Raw genomic sequence first — 22,466 nt, 5'->3', positions numbered from 1 at the left:
GCCGTCACTGCACGACGAGCGTGACTCCGTCGCGGCTCGACTCGAGACCTACGACGCCCAGCAGGCGCCCGTCGGCGGTCCGGACCTGCAGCAGGTCGGCGGACAGCGCCTGCGCCGTCGCGAGCTGGAGGCGGTGGGAGGTCTGGCGCAGGCCCCAGGCGGGACCGGCGGCAGCCGCAGCCGCGGCCGGCGCACTCGCTCCGGTGCCGCCGATCCCTTGCAGGCGTAGCTGGAGGGTCGCCACGACGCGGTCGAGGAAGTCGTCGACGTCCTCGACGTCGTACCCCTCCTTGAACTTCGTCGCGGCGAACCTCGACTCGAGCACCTCCAGGGGCGTGGGCACGGGGCCGGTCCCGTCGAGGCCCCGCGCGACGCGCTCGAGGAGCTCGTCGACGTCGGCCGGCACGTAACCCTCGCGGAAGCGCGTGAGCGCGAACCGCCGCGCCCGGATGTCTGCGGCGGTCAGCAGCACGCCGCCGTCCGGGCGCCCGGAGGCGCTCCCTCCGTGCGGGAACAGGTCCATCAAGGCCTCCCTCTCGGCGCCGCGCGGCGCGTCGGGGCGAGCGTAGCGGCGGCGGTCACCCGGGAGCATCCGTCCGGACCCCTGGCGCTCGACGAGCCCTCGGGACCGGTCAGCCCGCCGAGCCGAGCGTCGTCACGTCGTCCTGGACGCGCCCCTGCTGACGCCGCAGCGTCGGCAGGGCAAGCAGCGCGAGCAGCACGCACACCCAGCCGGCCGCCATGGCGACCAGGAAGCCGCCGTGCGAGCCCGCGGCGTCGATGCGGGCGCCGCTGAGCCACGAGCCGAGCGACGAGCCCGCGCCGATCGACGTGCCCACCCACGCGAGCCCCTCGGTCAGCCGGTGCCCCGGCACAAGTGCCTGCACCATCGCGTTGCCGTTGATCACCGTCGGCGCGATGGCGAACCCCGTCACGCACATGACGACGGCCAGCACCGGCAGCGACTGCGCGGTGAAGAACAGGGAGACGCCGGCCGCCAGCACGCCCGTCCCGACGGCGAAGCGCGTGGAGAGCCGCAACGTCCAGTGCATCGCCCCGTACGCGAGGCCCGACACGAGCGAGCCCAGCGCGAACGCCGCCAGGACCAGGCCGGCAGCGCCTCGGTGCCCGTGCTCGGTCGCGAATGCGACCGTGGCGACGTCGACCGCGCCGAAGATCGTGCCCATCGCCACGAAGACCAGCGCGAGCGCGGGCATGCCGGGCACGAAGATCGCGGAGCGCGCGCCGGACGCGCGCACGCGCGTCTTGCCGCCGCGGACCGGCCCGCCGGCAGCGTCGTCGACGCGGTCCACCGCACCGCCGTCGTGCCGCCGGACCGGCGGCTCCGTGTCGCGCTGCATGAGGAACAGGAGCCCGCCGACGCCGCCCGCGACCGCCGCGAGCAGCAGCGCGGCCGGCGGGATCACCGCCGTCGCGAGCAGGGTCGCCAGCACGGGGCCGACGATGAACACGAGCTCGTCCACGGCCGACTCGAACGAGAACGCGGTGTGCAGGCGGCGCGGGTCGCCCAGCGCGTGCGTCCACCGGGCCCGGACGTACGAGCCGTACGAGCCGCTGGCGCCGCCCGCCAGCACCGCGAGCAGCCACAGCGCGGGCTCGGGCGCCCCGGCGGCGGCGGCCGCGACGAGGCCCAGCAGCCCCGCCGTCGTGACCGCCAGCATCGGCAGCAGCACCCGGCGCTGGCCCGCCCGGTCGACGATCCGTGCCACCTGCGGCGATCCGACCGCCTGCGCGATGACCAGCACCGCCGAGACGCGGCCGGCTACCGCGTACGAGCCGGTGTAGGCCTGCAGCATCAGCACGGTGCCGATGCCCACCATCGACATGGGGAGCCGGGCCAGGCCGCCCGCCGCGGAGAACGCCGCGGTGCCGGGGACGCGCAGCACGTCGACGTAGGGGTTGGAGGGCATCGACAGATTGTTGCAGGCCCGCCCGGGCCGCCGGGGTACGGTTCGCGCATGACGCTACCGACGGCCCCCGCTGAGCAGGCGCCGGTGTGCGTCATCATCAAGGTCCCCGAGCAGTCCCGCTACGAGGCGCACCACCCCGAGACCGACCGCGTCATGGGCTGGCTCAACTACCGTGTCGAGGGTGACGTCGTCGTCATCCCCGGCACCGCGACCGTGCCGGAGTTCCGCGGACGCGGCGTCGCCGGCATGCTCGCGCGGCAGGCGCTCGAGGATGCGACGGACGAGGGCAAGAAGGTCGACGCGCTCTGCTGGTACGTCGCCGAGTTCATCGAGCGCAACCCGCGGTACTACTCGCTGCAGGTCTGAGTCTCACCACGCGCCGCGCGGCCCGCACGCGGTTGGACCGCGGGCGCCCGGCGCGCCACGATGGGCCCATGACAGAGGCCCGACCACACGTCACCGTCACCGACGACCCGACCCGATCCGCCTTCGTCGGCACGCTCGACGACGGCACCTTCGCGGGCGGGGCGTACTACCACCGCCTCGGCGCGACCGTGATCTTCACGCACACCGAGGTGGAACCCGAGCTCGAGGGCCAGGGCATCGGGTCGCAGCTCGCCGCGGGCGCGCTCGGCCTGGTGCGGTCCGCCGGGGACACCGTGGTGCCGTTGTGCCCCTTCATCCGCGCGTACATGGCCAAGCACGACGAGTACGACGACCTCCTGAAGACCTTCACCGACTTCGGCACCCGCACCGCGGGCCCGGGCGCGGAGTAGGAGTGCGCGTCGAGCACGCGGACGTCGTCGTCGTCGGTGGTGGGGCCGCCGGCCTGAGCGCGGCGCTCGCGGCCGTCGAGTCGTTCGCCGCCGCCGGGCGGGACGACGGCGTCGTGGCGCTCGTCTCCAAGGTGTACCCGATGCGGTCGCACACGGTGGCGGCCGAGGGCGGCGCCGCGGGTGTCGTGCCGGGGAGCGATGACACGCTCGACCAGCACGTGGCCGACACGATGGTGGGCGGTGCGGGCCTTTCGCACGAGGACGCCGTGCGCTACGTCGTCGAGCGGGCCCCCGCGGAGCTGGCCCGCATGGAGCGGTTGGGCATGCCGTGGTCACGCACCGACGAGGGGCGGCCCGAGGTGCGCCGCTTCGGCGGCATGAGCCGGCCGCGCACCTGGTTCGCGGCCGACAAGACCGGGTTCCACCTGCTGCACACCCTCTTCCAGACGACGCTGCGCGAGGAGGCGGTCCGCCGCTACGACGAGCACGTGGTCCTGGACCTCCTGCTCTCCGACGAGCCGTCGGTGCGCGGGGTCGTGGGCTACGACCAGCAGCGCGGCGAGGTCGTCGTGCTGCTCGCCCCCGCCGTCGTGCTCGCCACCGGGGGGTACGCGCGGGCTTGGGCGACCTCGACCAACGCGGGGATCGTCACCGGGGACGGGCTGTCTATGGCGCTGCGCGCGGGCCTGCCGCTGCGCGACCTCGAGATGGTGCAGGTGCACCCCACCTGCCTGCCGGGCAGCGGGATCCTCATCACCGAGGCCGCGCGCGGTGAGGGCGGCGTGCTGGTCGACGCGGCCGGCGACCGGTACCTCGCCGACTACGGGCTCGGCCCGGTCACGCCCGTCGGTGCACCCGAGCCGCGTCGCATGGAGCTCGGACCGCGCGACAAGCTCTCGCAGGCGTTCTGGCACGCCGACCGCGCGGGTCGCACCCTGCCGACCCGCGACGGCGGCGTCGTCCACCTCGACCTGCGCCACCTCGGCAAGGCGGTGATCGACGAGCGCCTGCCGCTCGTTTCCGGCCTCGCCCGCCGTTTCGCGGGCGTGGACCCGGTGCACGAGCCCATCCCGGTGCGGCCCGCCGCGCACTACACGATGGCCGGCATCGTCACGACGGCGTCGGGCCAGGTGCTCGACGACGCCGGCAGGCCGGTCCCGGGCCTGTTCGCCGCGGGGGAGTGCGCCTCGACCGGCCTGCACGGGGCCAACCGCCTGGGCTCGAACTCGCTGGTGGAGACCCTGGTGGTGGGCCGCGCGGCGGGCGCCGCGGCGGCTTCACCACCGGACTTGTCAGGGCGTCGGGGCGCCGGATCGCCCCCTGCCCCTGACAAAGCCGTGGTCGACGAGGCGCGTGCGCGCGCCGACGGCTGGCTCGCGATGCGCGGGCGGGGCAGCGAGTCGCCTGCCGAGATCCGCCGCGACCTCGGCCGCGTGCTCGACGCCGAGGTCGGCATCTTCCGCGACGCCGACGGGCTCGCCCGCGCCACCGCCGTCCTCGACGACCTGCGCAGCCGGTACCGGGACGTGCGCGTCGGCGACACGGCCGACGTCTTCAACACCGACTGGGCCCAGGCCCTCGAGCTCGGCGCGATGCTCACCGTCGCGAGCGGTGTCGTCGCGGCCGCCACCGCGCGCACCGAGTCGCGGGGCGCACACCAGCGCCTCGACCACCCGCAGACCGACGACGTCGCCCGGCACAGCCTTGTCACGATCGACGCGTCGGGCGGCGTCGGCGTGCGGTTCGAGCCGGTGCCGGAGGGAGACGCATGACCGACCAGACGCTCCGCGTGACCGTCACCCGGCAGGAGCCGGGCGAGGCCCCGCGCGACGAGACCTTCGACGTCCCGTTCGACGACCGCACCTCGGTGCTCGACGCGCTGGACTGGATCAAGGACCACGCCGAGCCGAGCCTGACGTTCCGGTGGTCGTGCCGGATGGGCGTGTGCGGGTCGTGCGGCGTCATGGTCAACGGCCGCCCCGTGCTGGGCTGCGAGACGACCGTGGCCGGCTACCGCACGTCGGGCATCACGGTGGGCCCGATGGCGCACGCGGCGGTCCAGCGCGACCTCGCGGTCGACACCGACGAGTTCCTGGCGAAGCTGCGCAGCGTCTCCCCGTGGATGCTGCCCGCGCCGGAGGCCGCCCCCGCCGAGCCCGCGGGCGTCCCCGCCGTCGACGTGCTCGCCGTCCACAGCCAGACCCCCGGCCAGGTCCAGGCCTACCACGGCCTCTCCCAGTGCATCGACTGCATGCTCTGCTACGCCGCGTGCCCAGTCCTCGACGACGTCACCGGCTTCACCGGCCCGGCCGCCATCGCGACGGCCCGCCGCTGGGACCTCGACTCGCGCGACCAGGGGAACGAGGTCCGCATGGTCGCCCTGGCGGAGAACGAGGAGGGCATCTGGCCCTGCATCCAGGTCGGCGCGTGCACCCGCGCGTGCCCGAAGGGCGTCGACCCGGCCCGGGCGATCCGCGACGCCCAGCGCGAGGCGATGGGCGGCTGACCACCCAGACCAGGCTCGGCCTACCCTCCCTTTCGAGGACGTCGAAAGCGCGTGAACACGAGCCCGTCCCGCCCTAGGGTGGCCGCATGGTCGACGCCGCTACCCTCCTCGCCGCCTACGACGCTCAGCTCCGGTCCGACGCCGAGACGCCGGGTGCCCTCGCCGTCGAACCGCTCGGGCCCGTGCGCATCGCGACCTTCGCCGAGGGACGCGGCTTCGTCTCGTACCGCTCGCTGGACGACGACGGCGCCCCCGCCGACGCCGACCGCGTGCGCGCGCTGGTCGCCGCCGTCGCACAACACCTGCGCGACGACGCCGCCATCACCGAGGCCGAGTGGAAGACGCGCGCCCACGACGACGCCCCCGGCCTGTACGAGGCGCTCGTGCAGCACGGCTTCGAGGCCGAGGAGCCGGAGTCGATCATGATCGGCGACGCGCACCTGCTCGCCGTCGACGTCCCGCTGCCCGACGGCGTCACACTCCGCCGCATCACGGCCGAGGCGGACGTGCGGGCCATGGCGGCGATGTGCGACGAGGTGTTCGGCGAGCCGCGCAGCGACCGGCACGCCGAGGACCTGCTGCGACGCCAGGCCCACGACCCGTCGATGGAGATGTGGGTGGCCGAGGCCGGCGGCGAGATCGTCAGCGCCGGCCGCCTGGAGCCGGTCCCCGGCACCGAGTTCGCCGGGATCTGGGGCGGCGCGACCCGCCCCGAGTGGCGGGGCCGCGGCATCTACCGTGCCCTGACGGCGGCCCGCGCCCGCTCGGCCCTCGCGCTGGGCAAGCGCTACCTGCAGAGCGACTCGACGGAGTTCAGCCGCCCCATCCTGGAGCGCAGCGGCTTGGTCAAGGTCTCGGAGACGACCCCCTACGTCTGGCGTCGCGAGCGCTCAGCGCCGTGACGGCTCCGTGACGACTCAGGCCAGCGCGTCCCCGACCACCTGCTTGGCCGCTTCCTGGACCTGCGCCAGGTGGTCCTGCGACACGAAGCTCTCGGCATAGATCTTGTAGACGTCCTCGGTGCCCGACGGCCGCGCGGCAAACCACGCGTCCTCCGTCGTCACCTTGAGGCCGCCGATCTTCGCCCCGTTGCCCGGCGCCGCAGTCAGCTTCGCGGTGATGTCCTGCCCGGCCAGCGAGGTCGACGTCACCTGCTCGGGCGACAGCGCCGCGAGCCGCGCCTTCTCGTCGCGCGACGCCCCGGCGTCGACGCGGGCGTACCAGCTCTGCCCGTACCGGGACACCAGCTCGGCGTGGTGCTCCGACGGCGACCTCCCGGTCGTCGCGATGATCTCGGAGGCGAGCAGGGCCAGGAGGATTCCGTCCTTGTCGGTCGACCAGACGCGCCCGTCGCGGCGCAGGAACGACGCCCCGGCCGACTCCTCGCCGCCGAAGCCGACGCTCCCGTCGAGGAGGCCGGGGACGAACCACTTGAACCCGACGGGCACCTCCACGACCTGCCGTCCGAGCCCGGCCCCGACTCGGTCGATGAGCGACGACGAGACGAGCGTCTTGCCGATCGCCGCCCCGCCCGGCCAGCCGGGCCGCGCCCCGCCGTAGAGGTACTGGACGGCCACCGCGAGGTAGTGGTTGGGGTTCATCAGCCCGGCGTCGGGCGTGACGATGCCGTGGCGGTCGGAGTCGGCGTCGTTGCCGGTCGCGACCTCGAACGGGGCGGAGCCGTCCGCCATGCGGTGAACGAGCGACGCCATGGCGTACGGCGACGAGCAGTCCATGCGGATCTTGCCGTCCCAGTCGAGCGTCATGAACGCCCAGCGCGGGTCCACCTGCGGGTTCACCACGGTGAGGTCGAGCCCGTGCCGCTCGCCGATGGCGCCCCAGTACTCGACCGACGCACCGCCCAGCGGGTCGGCGCCGATGCGCACGCCCGCCGACCGGATCGCGTCGATGTCGAGCACGTTCGGCAGGTCGTCCACATAGGTCGTCAGGTAGTCGTGCCGGTGCGTCGTGCCCGCGGCGAGCGCCCGCCCGATCGGCGTGCGCCGCACCTGCGCGATCCCGCCGCGGATGATCGCGTTGGCCCGGTCCGCGATCCACGAGGTCGCGTCGGTGTCGGCGGGTCCGCCGTGCGGCGGGTTGTACTTGAACCCGCCGTCGCGCGGCGGGTTGTGCGACGGCGTCACGACGATGCCGTCGGCGACGCCGGGGCCGGACGTCCGCACGCCGCCCTCGGCGACGGCGCCGTTGTGCAGCAGGATCGACTGCGACACGGCAGGGGTCGGGGTCCAGGAGTCGCGGGCGTCGATCATCACGGTGACGTCGTTCGCGGCGAGCACCTCGAGCGCCGACCGCCACGCCGGCTCGGAGAGCGCGTGCGTGTCCCGGCCGATGAACAGCGGGCCGTCGGTGCCCTGCGACGCGCGGTACTCGACAATCGCCTGGGTGATGGCCACGATGTGCGCCTCGTTGAAGGCGTGGTCGAGCGACGAGCCGCGGTGACCCGACGTGCCAAACACGACCTGCTGACCCGGGTCGTCGGGGTCGGGGGTCAGGTCGTAGTAGGCGCCGACCAGCTGGTCGACGTCGACGAGGTCCTCAGGCAGGGCGGGCTGGCCGGCGCGTGCGTGCATGCTCCGATCCTGCCAGCGCACGCCGCGGACGGCGTCCGCAGGTCGCGGCAGGGGTCAGCATCCGGTCCGAGCGGCGTCCGGGCCGACGGCGGTGGTGGCCCCCGCCGCGTCGCCGTCGGTCAGAGGTACTGCCCGGGCGAGGGCCGCCCGTCCTCGCCGCCGCCGTGGTGCATCCCGGGCCCGCCGGGGACCGACCCCGGTGCGGCACCGGGGAAACCACCCGGTGGAAGCCCGCGCCGCATCTGCGACAGCTGCGCCTGTGCTGCCATCTGCTGCGCGACCAGCGCCGTCTGGATCCCGTGGAACAGCCCTTCGAGCCAGCCCACGAGCTGCGCCTGCGCGACCCGCAGCTCGGCGTCCGACGGCGGGGTGCCGTCGTCGGCGAAGGGGAGCGTGATGCGGTGCAGCTCGTCGACGAGGTCGGGGGAGAGCCCGTCCTCGAGCTCGTGCAGCGAGCGCTCGTGGATCTCCGCCAGCAGCGTGCGGGCGGCGTCGTCGAGCGGGGTGTCGCGGACCTCGTCGAGCAGGCGCTTGATCATGCCGCCGATGCGCATGACCTTCGCCGGCTCCTCGATGCGTGAGGAGACGTTCTCGTCGTCCTCCTGCTCGGGGATCGCCTCGGCGGGCACCTCCTCGCCCTCGGGAGTCACGATGCGCGGCTCGTGGTGCTCGTGCGGCTGGTCGTCGTCGGCCGGGGGCTGCTCAGGCTGGCTCATGCACCCATCCTTGCGCGCGCGGCCGGCGTGCCCGTGCCCCACGCCGGGCGGGTTCAGGGGACGAGCAGCACCTTGCCGAACGCCTCACCGTGCTCGAGCATCGCGAGCGCCGCCTCCGCCTCGCCCAGGGGCAGGCGCGCGTGCACGACGGGCCGTACGCGCCCGTCGGCGACCATGGGCCACACGTGCTCGTGCACCGCCGCGACGACGGCCGCCTTCTCCGCCGGGGTCCGCGAGCGCAGCATGGTCCCGGTCACGGTGGCTCGCTTGGTCATGAGCGCGTTGAGGTCGAGGTCCCCGCGGCGTCCCTGCTGCAGGCCGATGACCACGAGCCGTCCGCCGTGCGCGAGCGCCCGGACGTTGTCGGGCAGCGCTCGCCCGCCCAGGACGTCGAGGACGACGTCGGCCCCGTGCCCCGCGGTCGCGGCGCGCACCGCCGCCACGAAGTCCTCGCGGCGGTGGTCGACGACGACGTCGGCACCGAGCTCGCGCACCTGGGCGACCCGTTCCGGGCCTCCCGCGGTCGCGATGACGCGCGCGCCGAGCGCTCGCGCGAGCTGGACGGCGACGGTCCCGACGCCGCCCGACCCGCCCTGCACCAGCACCCACTCGCCGGGCTGCACCCGGGCCGTGTCGACGAGGTTGGTCCAGGCGGTGCACACCGCTTCGGGAAGGGCGCCGGCGTCGACGAGGTCGACGCCGGGGGGCACCGGTAGCGTCTGCGCGGCGCGGGCGACGGCGAGCTCGGCGTGGCCGCCGCCGTCCAGGAGGGCGACGACCTTCTCGCCGACGCGCCGGGGCGACACGCCGCCGCCTGCAGAGACGATCGTTCCGGAGACCTCGAGCCCGGGCCACTCTGGTGCGCCGGGCGGCGGAGGGTACTTGCCGGCGCGTTGTAGCAGGTCAGCGCGGTTAACTCCACTCGCTGCGACCTCGATCAGAACCTCGCCCGTGCCCGGTTCAGGAGGGTTCAGGTGGGAAAGGGCGAGTTTCCCTCTGCCTGCCTGGGAGGCTATCGTGACCGCTCGCACACCCGGAGCCTACTCACGCGCGCCTGCGACGTGGGCTTTCGGCGCCGGTGGTGCGTTACGGAGGTCGTACGCCGCGGGCAAGCCGCGGGGCGGCGCCGTCACGAACAGACTGACGGCCCCGGCCGCGCAGCGAAGGAAGAGAGGCCACATGCTCCGCAGGTTGGGCGTGCGCGGGAAGATTCTTCTGACCCTCGCCATGCCGATCCTCGTCCTCGCGGTCGCTGCCGGGTGGGTCTCCTGGACCTCGTGGCAGACGGCCCGCACGGCGAGCCAGACGGCGCACCTGGTGGCGAGCCTTTCCGCGCAGGACTCCGCCGGGTCGGCCTTCGCCGCGGAGCGCTCGCTCAACATCGCGGCGTCGCTCGGCATCCCGGGAGCCCGTGAAGGGCTCGAGGCCGCGATCAAGCAGAGCGACGCCCAGCTGGACGCACGGGGCAAGGCCCTGGCGGCCGTGCCGGTCGACGCTCTCGACATCCGTGTGCGCCGCGCGATCAGTGCCACGCTCGCCGACCGGTCGCAGATCGACAAGCTTCAGGCCCAGATCCTCGCCGGCACGATCCCTGAGGACTCCGCGACGCAGGCGTACGGCCGCTACATCGCGGACGCACTCGACGTCGCCCGCGAGCTCGCGGGCACGACCGGGGACAGCACGCTGCGACAGCGCCTCGACACGTACGTCGCCATGGACGAGGCGATGCTCGCGATGGTGCTCGAGCGACCCCTCGTCGGCGGCGTGCTCGCCGGCGCCGCCACCGGCAACGTCGACCAGGGGCTCATGCTGCGCACGGTCGCGACGATCAACAGCACCGACACCCAGTTCGACGCCGCCCAGAAGGCGCTCGACCGGTTGCCGGGCGGTCACCGTATGCCCCCCCTCGACGGCGACCTGGGCACGATCCGCAATGCCCTGAGCCGCGCCGACTTCCAGGGCGTGCAGCCCGCGGTCGCGGCCCAGTGGAGCGATCTCACCGAGGGCTGGGTCGCGGCGGCCCAGCCGATCCGCGACGACGTCCGTGACGAGACCTCGCTGCTCGCGCAGTGGCTCGCCGACACGCAGCAACAGAACGCCCTGTACACCGCGGGCGGCGCCTTCGGCGTCCTGGCCCTGTCGCTCATCATCGCGCTCGCCGTCGCCCGACGGATCGTCAACCCGCTGCGACGCCTCACGGCGGCGACGGGTGAGATCCGCGACCGGCTGCCCCGGATGGTCGAGCAGATGGCGGTGCCGGGCCAGACGTCGAACATCGACCTGTACGAGATCCCGGTCGAGTCGCGCGACGAGATCGGCCGCCTCGCCCAGTCCTTCAACGACGTCAACGCGACGACGGTCGCCGTCGCGAAGGAGCAGGCGGCCCTCCGTGGCTCCATCGCGGAGATGTTCGTCAACGTGGCCCGCCGCGACCAGGTGCTCCTCAACCGCCAGCTCGCGTTCCTCGACGAGCTGGAGCGCTCGGAGGAGGACCCGTCGACGCTGTCGAACCTCTTCCGCCTCGACCACCTCGCCACCCGTATGCGCCGCAACGCCGAGTCGCTGCTCGTGCTCGCCGGCATCGACTCGGGCCGCCGCGTGCGCCAGCCGATGCCGGCCTCCGACGTCATCCGCACCGCGTCGTCCGAGATCGAGCTGTACGACCGCGTGCGCCTCGACCTGCACATCGACCCGCTGATCCTGGGCCACAACGCGCTCAACGCGGCGCACCTGCTGGCCGAGCTGCTCGAGAACGCGACGATGTTCTCCGAGCCGCACACCGCGGTCGAGGTCGCCACCGCGCGCGACCACCGCGGCATCGTCATCACGGTCCGCGACCACGGCCTGGGCATGACGCCCGAGGAGATCGCCGACGCGAACGCCAAGGTTGCGAGCCGCAGCGCCCAGGACGCCGTCGGTGCCCAGCGTCTCGGCCTCTACGTGGTCGGCCGCCTCGCGGACCGCCTGGGCGCGGTCATCGCGTTCGGCACCGGCCCCGACGGCACCGGGACGATGGTCACCGTGGTGTTCCCGATCGGCCTCTTCCTGCCCGACGACGCCGTGCCGCTGCCGCAGCCGACCGACCCGCTCGAGGCGTCGACGCAGCACGCTGCCGCGAGCCTGGGCCAGGCCATGGCCTTCGACCAGGTGACGACGGCGGCGTTCGGCCAGCCCGCGCCGGTCGCCGAGGTGCAGCCGCCGACCTTCGAGCTGCAGCCGCCCGCCTTCGGGTCGCCGGCTCCTGCCTACGGGGTGCCGACGCCCGCGTTCGACCCGACGCCCGTGGCGCAGCCCGAGCCGCCCGTGGCGGTGCAGGTCGACCTCGACGCGCTGACCGACGGCACGACGGCGACGGGCATGCCGCGTCGTCGCACGACGCGGGGAGAGCTCGAGCCCGACAGCACCAGTGCGCTCGTGCTCCCGCCGCTCGAGACGCCTCAGTTCGCCCCCGACCTCGTCGCCGACGAGGCCTGGCTGCCGCCGTCGGACATCCAGGGGAACGAGCGGACGCTGCCCAGCCGCCAGCGTGGAGAGCCGCTGCCCGAGCCACAGGCGGTGTCCACGCCGGTGATCGCCGTCGAGCAGCGCACCGGGCTGTTCTCGAGCTTCCGCGCGCTCACGGACCTCGAGTCCGCGGGTCCTGTCACGGGCACGCTGCACCTCGGCGCGAGCGTCGAGGACCCGGCCGCGCTTCCCGCTCCGCTGACCGCGGCGCCAGTGAACGTGGCGCCGGCCCAGCCTGTGGCAGCCGTCGCCCCGGCGACGGCCTTCGAGCCCGTGGCCCCCGTGGCTCCTCAGCCCGTGCTCCCGCCGGAGCCCCAGGCACCGGCTGCCTTCCGGGCACCCGCGCCCGTCGTGCCGACGACCCAGTTCGCACCGGTCGCGCCTGCCTCGGACGACGCCCTGAACGGCGACGTGCCTGCCTTCGACGCGCTGATGTCCGACCTCCCGTCGCGGCGCGCGACGCGCGAGCAGCACGCACCCGGCCAGTCGGCCCGCAAGCGGGGCCTGTTCGGCCGCCGGCCCGAGGACGAGGCGACGACCGCAATCCCGGTCCAGGCCGCTGACGGCCCCGCTGCGGCGGCGTTCGTCGCCCCCGCCCCGATGGCCCCGTTGCCCGCGTCCGGCGGCGGTCCCTTCGCCCCGGTGACGCAGGTTCCCGTCCCGCCGTCCGCGGCGTTCCGGGCCGCCCCGGCTCTCGAGCCGTACCCGGCGCCCCCGGCCCCGGCGCCGCTGCGCGCCTTCGGCACGGGCGCGCCGGCGGCCCCGCCGACCTATGAGCCGACCCAGTCCGCGGGCTGGAGCACCGGCGGCGCCACGGCGAGCGCGGCGCAGGGCGGCTCGGCGCTGCCGCTGCGAGCGGCGGCGGACCCGCTGGCCGACCCGCTGGACCCGTACGCCATCCCCGACACCGTCGAGGCTCGCTCGGAGTGGATGGCTTCGGCCGTCCTCTACGAGGAAATGTCCTCGCTCCTGCGGCGCGGGGTCTTCGAGGAGCAGAGAGTGACGCCCACGCTGGACGACGCCTACCGTCCCGAGTCCGCCGCCCCGGCGGAGCCCTCGGGCCTGGTGCGACGCACCTCGCGCCCCACCGTCAACCCGGCGGTGGACCGCTTCACCGCCCGCATCGAGCGCGATCCGGAGCAGCTCCGCTCGCGTCTCTCAGCGTTCCAGTCGGCGACCTCGCGTGGCCGGTCCATGGGCGAGGACGAAGGGCCCTCGACTTGGGCCCCGGCACCGTGAATGATGGCGACCGTTCGGCGCCCTGACGAGGAGGAAGAGTGACCCTCAGCACCGAGGCCACCAATTTCGGGTGGCTTCTCGATAACTTCGTGCGCACCGTCCCCGGCAGCCGGCACACGCTGGTCGTCTCGGCCGACGGCCTGCTCATGGCGATGTCGGACCAGCTCGACCGCACGAGCGGTGACCAGCTGGCCGCGATCGTCTCGGGCATGTCCAGCCTCACCCGCGGTGCGTCACGCCAGCTCCACGGCGGCAACGTGCGGCAGGCCATCATCGAGATGGACAACGGCTTCCTGTTCCTGATGAACGTCTCGAACGGCTCCGTGCTCGCGGTCGTCGCCGAGGCGTCGTGCGACATCGGCCTCATCGGGTACGAGATGGCCCTGCTGGTCGCGCGCACGGAGCAGACCCTGACGCCCCAGCTGATCTCGGAGATGCGCGGCAACCTGCCCGTCGAGGGTGCCCAGCGCACGGCCGCGGTGGGATGAGGTAGCGACGATGCCCTACGGTCCCCTGGGCGGAGGCAGCCACCACGCCGCCCACACGGCGGACGCCTACGAGACGGCCACGGTCCGCCCGTACGCGGTCACCGGCGGGCGCGTCCGGTCGGCGCTGTCCGACCTGCCGCTCGAAGCCCTCGTCGAGGTCCTGCCGGGCGCCGTCTCGAGCCACGGCCTGACGCCGGAGAAGCGTGCGATCCTGCAGCACGCGGCGCACACCTACGTCTCGATCGCGGAGCTCTCCGCCCTGCTGCGCCTCCCGCTGGGCGTGATCCGGATCCTCGTGGCCGACATGCAGGAGGAAGGGCACCTCACCGTGCACACCTCGACCCCGGTGAACGTGCACACCGGGCACGGCAGCACCCAGTCGGGCTTGTCCCTCAGCGTCTTGGAGAGTGTTCTCAATGGCATTTCCGCCCTCTGACCGCGCGAACGGCCAGGCGAGCGGCAGTCTCGCCCCGGCCTGGGCCCCGATCAGCGGTGGCGCCTCGATGGGCGCCCCGGCGCCAGCTGCCCCGCTCGCCCCGGCCCGCACGAGCGTGCTCGGCGGAGGGAGCGGTGCGGTCTCCGCCCCGGGGGCGCCCGCGCCCGCGAGCTTCGCCCCGCCGGCGCCCGCCGCGCAGCCGGTCGGCACCGGCACGGCGCCCCTCCCGCAGACGGCTCGCACGGCGGCACCGGCCGGCGAGCGCGTCGCGCCGACGGTCGTGAAGATCGTCGTCGCGGGCGGCTTCGCCGTCGGCAAGACGACGTTCATCGGGTCCATCTCCGACGTCGAGCCTCTGAACACCGAGGCGGCGATGACGGAGCACTCGGTCGGCATCGACGACGCGGGCGGTGTGACCGACCGCAAGACGACCACGACCGTCGCGATGGACTTCGGCCGCGTCGCGCTCCCGGGCAACCTGTGGCTCTACCTGTTCGGCACCCCGGGCCAGGACCGCTTCCTGTTCATGTGGGACGACCTGGTGCGGGGCGCGATCGGCGCCGTCGTCCTGGTCGACACCGACCGTCTCGAGCAGTGCTTCCCCGCGATCGACTACTTCGAGTCTCGCAACATCCCGTTCGTCGTGGGCGTCAACTGCTTCGACGGCGTCGCCAAGCACCGCCTTGAGGACGTGCGCGAGGCCCTGCAGATCCCGGCGCACGTGCCGATGCTCTACACCGACGCGCGCTCGCGCGCGGCGACGAAGCAGACGCTGATCTCGCTGGTCCAGCTCGCCATGCGGCAGCTGCGTGCCGGCGCGGCAAGCTGACCCACCGCCGCACGACGGCGGCCGCGCGCGCGGCCTGACGGCGGCGGGCCGGCCGTGGCCGCCCCACTAGACTGGGCGCCCGCGCCCCGGGCGTTCGCGCGTCCTGGGTTCAAGGAGGGCTGACCGAGCGGCCGAAGGTGACGGTCTTGAAAACCGTTGTGCAGCAATGCACCGCGGGTTCGAATCCCGCGCCCTCCGCCCCAGGGCCCGCTCGCCGCACGTCGGCGGGCGGGCCCTCGTGCGTCGCACGCCTCCCGCTCGCCACGCGCCGCGCGGGCGGGCGATCATTGCCCCGTGACGACCGAGGACCCGCAGCCCAGAGCTCCCGGTGAGGCCGAGCTGGAGCCGGTGGAGCTGATCCGGCAGTCCGGGACGGTGCAGCGCGTGGGCCGCCTGGCCCTCGCGGCGGGCCACGGCAGCTATCGCGTCAAGTCGCACATGGAGCGCGTGGGCAAGGCGCTCGGCCTCGACGCGGTCAAGGCACACGTGGCGCTCACCGAGCTGACGACGACGTCGGTACGCGACCAGATCTTCCGCACCGAGGTCTCCGAGGTCCGCACCGTGGGCATCAACGCCGACAGGCTCGCGGAGCTAGAGAACTACATCGGCGACCTGCCGGCGCGCGAGAGCGTGGCCAGCATCGAGCATGAGCTCGACCGCATCGCCGCCAAGGAGCCGCTCTACCCGTCGTGGGTCAACGCCCTCTCCGCCGGCGCCGCGTGCGCCGCGTTCGCGTTCCTCAACAACGGCGGCCCGCTCGAGTGCGCCGGTGTCCTCGTCGCGGCGACGGCGGGCCAGTACGTGCGCCGCAGCCTCATCCATCGGGGCATCAACCAGTTCGGTGTGACGATGCTGGCCGCCGCGGTGGCATGCCTGCTCTACCTCGGGCTCGTGCTCGCGATCGGCAGTGCCTTCAGCCTGTCGGGACGGCACGTGGCCGGCTATGTCTCCGCGATCCTGTTCCTGGTGCCGGGCTTCCCGCTCGTCACCGGCGCGCTCGACCTCGCCCGGCTCGACTTCTCTGCGGGGATCTCCCGGCTGACGTATGCCCTGATGATCCTGTGCTCCGCCGCGCTGTCGCTGTGGGCGGTGTCGGCCGTGATCGGCCTCGAGCCGAACCCGCCGGTCGCCGCCGCCCTCGACCCGGTGCTCCGGTGGAGCCTGCTCACGCTCGCGAGCTTCGTCGGAGTGCTCGGGTTCGCTCTGATGTTCAACAGCCCGTGGCACATGGCACTGGGGGCGGCCGTCGTCGGCATGGTCGCCAACGTGCTGCGGCTCGTCATGGTGAACACCTGGGACGTCGCCCCGCAGGCGGCAGCCGCCGGCGCCGCGCTCCTGGTCGGCCTGCTGGCCCGGTGGATCGCCACGCCGTTGCGCGTGCCACGCCTGACCATCTCCGTCCCCGCCGTCGTGATCATGGTGCCGGGCGTCGCCGCGTACCGCGCGGTCTTCGAGTTCAACGGCGGCGACTCGGTGGCGGCCCTGGGGTTCAGCGTCGACGCCGGCCTGGTGGTCGTCGCACTGGCGATCGGGCTCGCGGTGTCGCGCATGCTGACGGACCGCGAGTGGACGTTCGAGCAGCGCAGAGGCCTCTGACGACGGTCCGCGCCAGGTGTGACGCAGGTCGCCGCTGGCCGCTTTGACGTGCGGTGCGACCTCTGGTTAATGTTCTCAACGTTCGCCCGGCAGGGAGGAACGGACACCGAGCGGAAGCCGGTGGCCGGTCCCGCAGGCGAGATCCTGACTCCTTCTTCTCGGGGACGCACTGCGCCTCCGGTCAGGACCGGTGCGCCCGGATCAAGCTTCCAGCCTCACGGCGAGGGAATTTGACTCGGAGAAACGGACCGGGTAAGGTTGAAGGGTTGCCCCGGACGGGGCCGGCCGCGAAGAGTGGTTCGGTCTGGATGGTGTGCGTCGGTTGTTTGAGAACTCAACAGTGCGTTTGATAGTCAATGCCAAATATAACCCTGGCCAGGCTCGCAGTCTTGCGTGTATGGCTTGGATTCCTTTGGACAAATCAAGCAGTTCAGCTTGGTTCTGTCAGTGTTGGATGAACCGTATGGTCGTTAACTCTCTTCGGGGGGTTACGGGATACTTTTACGGAGAGTTTGATCCTGGCTCAGGACGAACGCTGGCGGCGTGCTTAACACATGCAAGTCGAACGGTGAAGCCCTTCGGGGTGGATCAGTGGCGAACGGGTGAGTAACACGTGAGCAACCTGCCCTCCACTTTGGGATAAGCCTTGGAAACGGGGTCTAATACCGAATATGAGCCTTGCCTGCATGGGTGGGGTTGGAAAGTTTTTCGGTGGGGGATGGGCTCGCGGCCTATCAGCTTGTTGGTGGGGTAATGGCCTACCAAGGCGTCGACGGGTAGCCGGCCTGAGAGGGCGACCGGCCACACTGGGACTGAGACACGGCCCAGACTCCTACGGGAGGCAGCAGTGGGGAATATTGCACAATGGGCGAAAGCCTGATGCAGCGACGCCGCGTGAGGGATGACGGCCTTCGGGTTGTAAACCTCTTTCAGCAGGGAAGAAGCGCAAGTGACGGTACCTGCAGAAGAAGCGCCGGCTAACTACGTGCCAGCAGCCGCGGTAATACGTAGGGCGCAAGCGTTGTCCGGAATTATTGGGCGTAAAGAGCTCGTAGGCGGTCTGTCACGTCTGGTGTGAAATCCCGAGGCTCAACCTCGGGCTTGCATCGGGTACGGGCGGACTAGAGTGCTGTAGGGGAGACTGGAATTCCTGGTGTAGCGGTGGAATGCGCAGATATCAGGAGGAACACCGATGGCGAAGGCAGGTCTCTGGGCAGTTACTGACGCTGAGGAGCGAAAGCATGGGGAGCGAACAGGATTAGATACCCTGGTAGTCCATGCCGTAAACGTTGGGCACTAGGTGTGGGGACCATTCCACGGTTTCCGTGCCGCAGCTAACGCATTAAGTGCCCCGCCTGGGGAGTACGGCCGCAAGGCTAAAACTCAAAGGAATTGACGGGGGCCCGCACAAGCGGCGGAGCATGCGGATTAATTCGATGCAACGCGAAGAACCTTACCAAGGCTTGACATGCACCGGAAACGGCCAGAGATGGTCGCCCCGCAAGGTCGGTGCACAGGTGGTGCATGGTTGTCGTCAGCTCGTGTCGTGAGATGTTGGGTTAAGTCCCGCAACGAGCGCAACCCTCGTCCCATGTTGCCAGCGGGTTATGCCGGGGACTCATGGGAGACTGCCGGGGTCAACTCGGAGGAAGGTGGGGATGACGTCAAATCATCATGCCCCTTATGTCTTGGGCTTCACGCATGCTACAATGGCCGGTACAGAGGGCTGCGATACCGTAAGGTGGAGCGAATCCCAAAAAGCCGGTCTCAGTTCGGATTGGGGTCTGCAACTCGACCCCATGAAGTCGGAGTCGCTAGTAATCGCAGATCAGCAACGCTGCGGTGAATACGTTCCCGGGCCTTGTACACACCGCCCGTCAAGTCACGAAAGTTGGTAACACCCGAAGCCCATGGCCCAACCGCAAGGGGGGAGTGGTCGAAGGTGGGACTGGCGATTGGGACTAAGTCGTAACAAGGTAGCCGTACCGGAAGGTGCGGCTGGATCACCTCCTTTCTAAGGAGCTCACCAACGTCTGCCCGCAGGTTCTGCCTGGGGGTGGGTGTTCATGGTGGACCACGCGCCGGCCGTACGTGTCGGTGGTGGTGCTCTGGGTGGAACATTGACTGTTGAGCCGCTCCGCTGGTCGGGGCTGGTCAGTACGCCGTGCTTGCGCGGTGGGAACGCCGGTCCTGGGTGGTGGGTGGCTCGTGAACGCACTGTTGGGTCCTGAGGCAACCGGCCGCGGGACGCCCCACTGGGGGTGTCTGGTCGGGGTAGACCTCTGTACGGGTCGCCGGATGGCCGCGAACCGCTCCAGCCCCTGGTGGGTGTGGGGTAGGCGGGTCGGGTCTGGCGGGTTCGTCCGTAGCTTGAGAACTGCACAGTGGACGCGAGCATCCAAGATGTTCAAGGCAACAGCCTGGTCACCCCTCGGGGTGGGAGGGTTGTTGTCCCTGACGTCTCTGTAGTGTTGTTGAAGTTTATAAGGGCACAGGGTGGATGCCTTGGCACCAGGAGCCGAAGAAGGACGTCGTAGCCTGCGAAAAGCCTCGGGGAGTTGGCAAACGAGCTGTGATCCGAGGATGTCCGAATGGGGGAACCCACCTGCAGTCATGTGCAGGTACCCGCACCTGAATATATAGGGTGTGTGGGGGGAACGCCGGGAAGTGAAACATCTCAGTACCGGCAGGAAGAGATATTCCGTGAGTAGTGGCGAGCGAAAGCGGATGAGGCCAAACCGTACACGTGTTAAAGCTGTCAGGCGTTGCGTGTGCGGGGTTGTGGGACCTTCTAGGGAGACCTGACAGTCTCCCAGCCAGTCAGAAAGTCGCGTCATAGTCGAACCGCATTGAACGGCGGACCGTAGAGGGTGCTAGTCCCGTAGACGAAATGGCGTGGCCTGGTTGAGGGGATCCCAAGTAGCACGGGGCCCGAGAAATCTCGTGTGAATCTGGCAAGACCACTTGCTAAGCCTAAATACTACCTGGTGACCGATAGCGGACTAGTACCGTGAGGGAAAGGTGAAAAGTACCCCGGGAGGGGAGTGAAATAGTACCTGAAACCGTGTGCCTACAATCCGTCGGAGCCTCCCTAGCTGGGGTGACGGCGTGCCTTTTGAAGAATGAGCCTGCGAGTTAGTGCTCGGTGGCGAGGTTAACCCGTGCGGGGTAGCCGTAGCGAAAGCGAGTCCGAACAGGGCGATACAGTCGCCGGGTCTAGACCCGAAGCGAAGTGATCTAGCCATGGGCAGGTTGAAGCGACGGTAAGACGTCGTGGAGGACCGAACCCACCAGGGTTGAAAACCTGGGGGATGACCTGTGGTTAGGGGTGAAAGGCCAATCAAACTTCGTGATAGCTGGTTCTCCCCGAAATGCATTTAGGTGCAGCGTCTCGTGTTTCTTGCCGGAGGTAGAGCTACTGGATGGCCGATGGGCCCTACAAGGTTACTGACGTCAGCCAAACTCCGAATGCCGGTAAGTGCAAGCGAGGCAGTGAGACTGCGGGGGATAAGCTCCGTAGTCGAGAGGGAAACAGCCCAGATCACCGGCTAAGGCCCCTAAGCGTGTGCTCAGTGGGAAAGGATGTGGAGTTGCACAGACAACCAGGAGGTTGGCTTAGAAGCAGCCACCCTTGAAAGAGTGCGTAATAGCTCACTGGTCAAGTGATTCCGCGCCGACAATGTAGCGGGGCTCAAGCACACCGCCGAAGCCGTGGCATTCACGCATCAACCTTAGCCTTCGTGGTTCAGGGGCGTGGATGGGTAGGGGAGCGTCGTGTGGACGGTGAAGCCGCGGGGTGACCCAGCGGTGGAGACCACACGAGTGAGAATGCAGGCATGAGTAGCGAATGACGGGTGAGAAACCCGTCCGCCGAATGACCAAGGGTTCCAGGGCCAGGTTAATCCGCCCTGGGTAAGTCGGGACCTAAGGCGAGGCCGACAGGCGTAGTCGATGGACAAGGAGTTGATATTCTCCTACCGGCGAAGAACCGCCCATACCGAGCCCACAGATGCTAAACGCCCCAAGCTCACGCCGGCACCTTCGGGTGCCACTGTGAAGGCGGCGCGTGACCCGATGTGGCATTAGGTAAGCGTATTAACAGGGGTGACGCAGGAAGGTAGCCCGGCGTGGCGATGGTAGTCCACGTCCAAGGCCGTAGCCCGGTGTGTAGGCAAATCCGCACACCATCAAGGGTGAGAGCTGACAGTGACCGCGTATGCGGGAAACGGGTGATCCTCAGCTGCCAAGAAAAGCCTCGACGCGAGGTTCTAGCCGCCCGTACCCCAAACCGACTCAGGTGGTCAGGTAGAGAATACCAAGGCGATCGAGCGAATCGTGGTTAAGGAACTCGGCAAAATGCCCCCGTAACTTCGGGAGAAGGGGGGCCTGAACCGTCAACACCCTAGCGGTGGGACGCGGGGAGGGCCGCAGAGACCAGGGAGAAGCGACTGTTTACTAAAAACACAGGTCCGTGCTAAGTCGCAAGACGATGTATACGGACTGACGCCTGCCCGGTGCTGGAAGGTTAAGAGGACGGGTCAACTTCGGTGAAGCCCAGAATTTAAGCCCCAGTAAACGGCGGTGGTAACTATAACCATCCTAAGGTAGCGAAATTCCTTGTCGGGTAAGTTCCGACCTGCACGAATGGCGTAACGACTTCTCCGCTGTCTCAACCGCGAGCTCGGCGAAATTGCACTACGAGTAAAGATGCTCGTTACGCGCAGCAGGACGGAAAGACCCCGGGACCTTTACTATAGCTTGGTATTGGTGTTCGGTGCAGTTTGTGTAGGATAGGTGGGAGACTATGAGCCCCGGGCGCCAGCTCGGGTGGAGTCAACGTTGAAATACCACTCTGACTGCTTCGGACATCTAACCTCGGTCCGTAATCCGGATCAGGGACAGTGCCTGGTGGGTAGTTTAACTGGGGCGGTTGCCTCCCAAAATGTAACGGAGGCGCCCAAAGGTTCCCTCAGCCTGGTTGGCAATCAGGTGTCGAGTGCAAGTGCACAAGGGAGCTTGACTGTGAGACCGACAGGTCGAGCAGGGACGAAAGTCGGGACTAGTGATCCGGCGGTGGCTTGTGGAAGCGCCGTCGCTCAACGGATAAAAGGTACCCCGGGGATAACAGGCTGATCTTGCCCAAGAGTCCATATCGACGGCATGGTTTGGCACCTCGATGTCGGCTCGTCGCATCCTGGGGCTGGAGTAGGTCCCAAGGGTTGGGCTGTTCGCCCATTAAAGCGGTACGCGAGCTGGGTTTAGAACGTCGTGAGACAGTTCGGTCCCTATCCGCTGCGCGCGCAGGAAACTTGAGAAGGGCTGTCCCTAGTACGAGAGGACCGGGACGGACGAACCTCTGGTGTGCCAGTTGTACTGCCAAGTGCACCGCTGGTTAGCTACGTTCGGGAAGGATAACCGCTGAAAGCATCTAAGCGGGAAGCCTGCTTCAAGATGAGGTTTCCACGGACGTAAGTCCGAGAGGCACCCAGCGAGACCACTGGGTAGATAGGCCGGATGTGGAAGGCAGGACCAAAGACTGCCGCAGCTGACCGGTACTAATCAGCCGACAACTTCAACACCAACACACTTTGCTACGCGTCCACTGTGCGGTTCCCGAGAAACGGGCACCACCCCCACCCGCCCCCGACCAGGGCGAACCCCGGGGGGCACCCACAACTCGATACTGTTACGGCGGTCATAGCGTAGGGGAAACGCCCGGTCCCATTCCGAACCCGGAAGCTCAGCCCTACAGCGCCGATGGTACTGCCCTGGAGACGGGGTGGGAGAGTAGGACGCCGCCGGACACCCTTCACGAAAGACCCCGCACCCACGGTGCGGGGTCTTTCGCATGCCC

At 70.1% G+C, this 22,466-nt stretch carries 15 protein-coding genes, 1 tRNA gene and 3 rRNA genes; 14 read left to right on the top strand and 5 right to left on the bottom strand.

Annotated elements, in window-relative coordinates:
* Positions 1-4: 4 nt before the first annotated feature.
* Both ACO4JP_RS00095 and ACO4JP_RS00090 read right to left on the bottom strand, forming a co-directional pair.
* Positions 5-523 carry a DivIVA domain-containing protein gene (locus ACO4JP_RS00095; RefSeq protein WP_425955375.1) on the bottom strand — a complete coding sequence of 173 codons (519 nt, stop codon included), beginning with the start codon at positions 521-523 and terminating at the stop codon, positions 5-7.
* A 109-nt stretch (positions 524-632) separates the two neighbouring features.
* Positions 633-1,931 carry an MFS transporter gene (locus ACO4JP_RS00090; protein WP_425955374.1) on the bottom strand — a complete coding sequence of 433 codons (1,299 nt, stop codon included), beginning with the start codon at positions 1,929-1,931 and terminating at the stop codon, positions 633-635.
* Between the two features lie 48 nt (positions 1,932-1,979).
* On the opposite strand from ACO4JP_RS00090, the gene ACO4JP_RS00085 reads away from it, so the two are divergent.
* From ACO4JP_RS00085 to ACO4JP_RS00065, 5 genes are all read left to right on the top strand, one after another.
* Positions 1,980-2,297: a GNAT family N-acetyltransferase gene (locus ACO4JP_RS00085; RefSeq protein WP_425955373.1), complete on the top strand. Its 318-nt coding sequence runs from the start codon at positions 1,980-1,982 to the stop codon at positions 2,295-2,297.
* A 68-nt stretch (positions 2,298-2,365) separates the two neighbouring features.
* The gene (locus tag ACO4JP_RS00080) at positions 2,366-2,707 is read left to right on the top strand and encodes a GNAT family N-acetyltransferase (protein ID WP_425955372.1); all 342 of its coding nucleotides are present in this window, start codon (positions 2,366-2,368) and stop codon (positions 2,705-2,707) included.
* Between the two features lie 2 nt (positions 2,708-2,709).
* On the top strand, positions 2,710-4,479 hold the full coding sequence (locus ACO4JP_RS00075) for an FAD-binding protein (RefSeq protein WP_425955371.1): 1,770 nt from the start codon (positions 2,710-2,712) through the stop codon (positions 4,477-4,479).
* Entirely contained in the window at positions 4,476-5,213 is a 738-nt protein-coding gene (locus ACO4JP_RS00070; RefSeq protein ID WP_425955370.1) for a succinate dehydrogenase/fumarate reductase iron-sulfur subunit, read from the top strand. The genes ACO4JP_RS00075 and ACO4JP_RS00070 overlap by 4 nt, the downstream gene beginning before the upstream one ends.
* 86 nt (positions 5,214-5,299) lie before the next feature.
* Entirely contained in the window at positions 5,300-6,115 is an 816-nt protein-coding gene (locus ACO4JP_RS00065) for a GNAT family N-acetyltransferase (RefSeq protein WP_425955369.1), read from the top strand.
* Between the two features lie 15 nt (positions 6,116-6,130).
* Here ACO4JP_RS00065 and pgm read toward each other — a convergent pair whose 3' ends face one another.
* The 3 genes from pgm to ACO4JP_RS00050 all read right to left on the bottom strand — a co-directional run bounded on the left by pgm (position 6,131) and on the right by ACO4JP_RS00050 (position 9,551).
* On the bottom strand, positions 6,131-7,804 hold the full coding sequence (gene pgm / locus ACO4JP_RS00060) for a phosphoglucomutase (alpha-D-glucose-1,6-bisphosphate-dependent) (protein WP_425955368.1): 1,674 nt from the start codon (positions 7,802-7,804) through the stop codon (positions 6,131-6,133).
* Between the two features lie 119 nt (positions 7,805-7,923).
* Entirely contained in the window at positions 7,924-8,520 is a 597-nt protein-coding gene (locus ACO4JP_RS00055) for a bacterial proteasome activator family protein (RefSeq protein WP_425955367.1), read from the bottom strand.
* Between the two features lie 53 nt (positions 8,521-8,573).
* Positions 8,574-9,551, bottom strand: a complete 978-nt coding sequence (locus ACO4JP_RS00050) for an NAD(P)H-quinone oxidoreductase (RefSeq protein WP_425955366.1) — start codon at positions 9,549-9,551, stop codon at positions 8,574-8,576.
* Positions 9,552-9,699: 148 nt separating this feature from the next.
* Between ACO4JP_RS00050 and ACO4JP_RS00045 the strand changes: the two genes are divergently transcribed.
* The 9 genes from ACO4JP_RS00045 (at position 9,700) to rrf (ending at position 22,416) form a co-directional block, all read left to right on the top strand.
* Entirely contained in the window at positions 9,700-13,263 is a 3,564-nt protein-coding gene (locus ACO4JP_RS00045; protein ID WP_425955365.1) for an ATP-binding protein, read from the top strand.
* Between the two features lie 38 nt (positions 13,264-13,301).
* The gene (locus tag ACO4JP_RS00040) at positions 13,302-13,751 is read left to right on the top strand and encodes a roadblock/LC7 domain-containing protein (protein ID WP_425955364.1); all 450 of its coding nucleotides are present in this window, start codon (positions 13,302-13,304) and stop codon (positions 13,749-13,751) included.
* A gap of 10 nt (positions 13,752-13,761) precedes the next feature.
* Positions 13,762-14,187, top strand: coding sequence for a DUF742 domain-containing protein (locus ACO4JP_RS00035; protein ID WP_425955363.1), 426 nt, complete (start codon positions 13,762-13,764; stop codon positions 14,185-14,187).
* Between the two features lie 115 nt (positions 14,188-14,302).
* On the top strand, positions 14,303-15,016 hold the full coding sequence (locus ACO4JP_RS00030) for a GTP-binding protein (RefSeq protein WP_425957018.1): 714 nt from the start codon (positions 14,303-14,305) through the stop codon (positions 15,014-15,016).
* A 113-nt stretch (positions 15,017-15,129) separates the two neighbouring features.
* Positions 15,130-15,214: transfer RNA gene (locus ACO4JP_RS00025), tRNA-Ser, on the top strand.
* Between the two features lie 96 nt (positions 15,215-15,310).
* A complete protein-coding gene (locus tag ACO4JP_RS00020; protein WP_425955362.1) occupies positions 15,311-16,612 on the top strand; it encodes a threonine/serine ThrE exporter family protein in 1,302 nt (433 codons plus the stop codon).
* 500 nt (positions 16,613-17,112) lie between these two features.
* A 16S ribosomal RNA gene (locus ACO4JP_RS00015) occupies positions 17,113-18,626 on the top strand.
* 459 nt (positions 18,627-19,085) lie between these two features.
* Positions 19,086-22,191 (top strand): 23S ribosomal RNA (locus ACO4JP_RS00010).
* A gap of 108 nt (positions 22,192-22,299) precedes the next feature.
* A 5S ribosomal RNA gene (rrf, locus tag ACO4JP_RS00005) occupies positions 22,300-22,416 on the top strand.
* The 16S, 23S and 5S rRNA genes sit together here, the layout of an rRNA operon.
* The last annotated feature ends 50 nt before the right edge of the window (positions 22,417-22,466 follow it).

This window comes from Xylanimonas sp. McL0601, assembly GCF_049852175.1.
Taxonomy (GTDB): Bacteria; Actinomycetota; Actinomycetes; order Actinomycetales; family Cellulomonadaceae; genus Xylanimonas.
Note: the sequence above shows the minus strand (reverse complement) of the source record. Positions and strands in the feature narration are given on the sequence as shown.

What these genes read in the sequence shown, in the direction of transcription:
- ACO4JP_RS00095 (WP_425955375.1), bottom strand. Translation starts at nt 523, where the DNA reads ATGGACCTGTTCCCGCACGGAGGGAGCGCCTCCGGGCGCCCGGACGGC.
- ACO4JP_RS00070 (WP_425955370.1), top strand. Translation starts at nt 4,476, where the DNA reads ATGACCGACCAGACGCTCCGCGTGACCGTCACCCGGCAGGAGCCGGGC.
- ACO4JP_RS00055 (WP_425955367.1), bottom strand. Translation starts at nt 8,520, where the DNA reads ATGAGCCAGCCTGAGCAGCCCCCGGCCGACGACGACCAGCCGCACGAG.
- ACO4JP_RS00035 (WP_425955363.1), top strand. Translation starts at nt 13,762, where the DNA reads ATGCCCTACGGTCCCCTGGGCGGAGGCAGCCACCACGCCGCCCACACG.
- ACO4JP_RS00080 (WP_425955372.1), top strand. Translation starts at nt 2,366, where the DNA reads ATGACAGAGGCCCGACCACACGTCACCGTCACCGACGACCCGACCCGA.
- ACO4JP_RS00045 (WP_425955365.1), top strand. Translation starts at nt 9,700, where the DNA reads ATGCTCCGCAGGTTGGGCGTGCGCGGGAAGATTCTTCTGACCCTCGCC.
- ACO4JP_RS00085 (WP_425955373.1), top strand. Translation starts at nt 1,980, where the DNA reads ATGACGCTACCGACGGCCCCCGCTGAGCAGGCGCCGGTGTGCGTCATC.
- ACO4JP_RS00090 (WP_425955374.1), bottom strand. Translation starts at nt 1,931, where the DNA reads ATGCCCTCCAACCCCTACGTCGACGTGCTGCGCGTCCCCGGCACCGCG.
- ACO4JP_RS00065 (WP_425955369.1), top strand. Translation starts at nt 5,300, where the DNA reads ATGGTCGACGCCGCTACCCTCCTCGCCGCCTACGACGCTCAGCTCCGG.
- pgm (WP_425955368.1), bottom strand. Translation starts at nt 7,804, where the DNA reads ATGCACGCACGCGCCGGCCAGCCCGCCCTGCCTGAGGACCTCGTCGAC.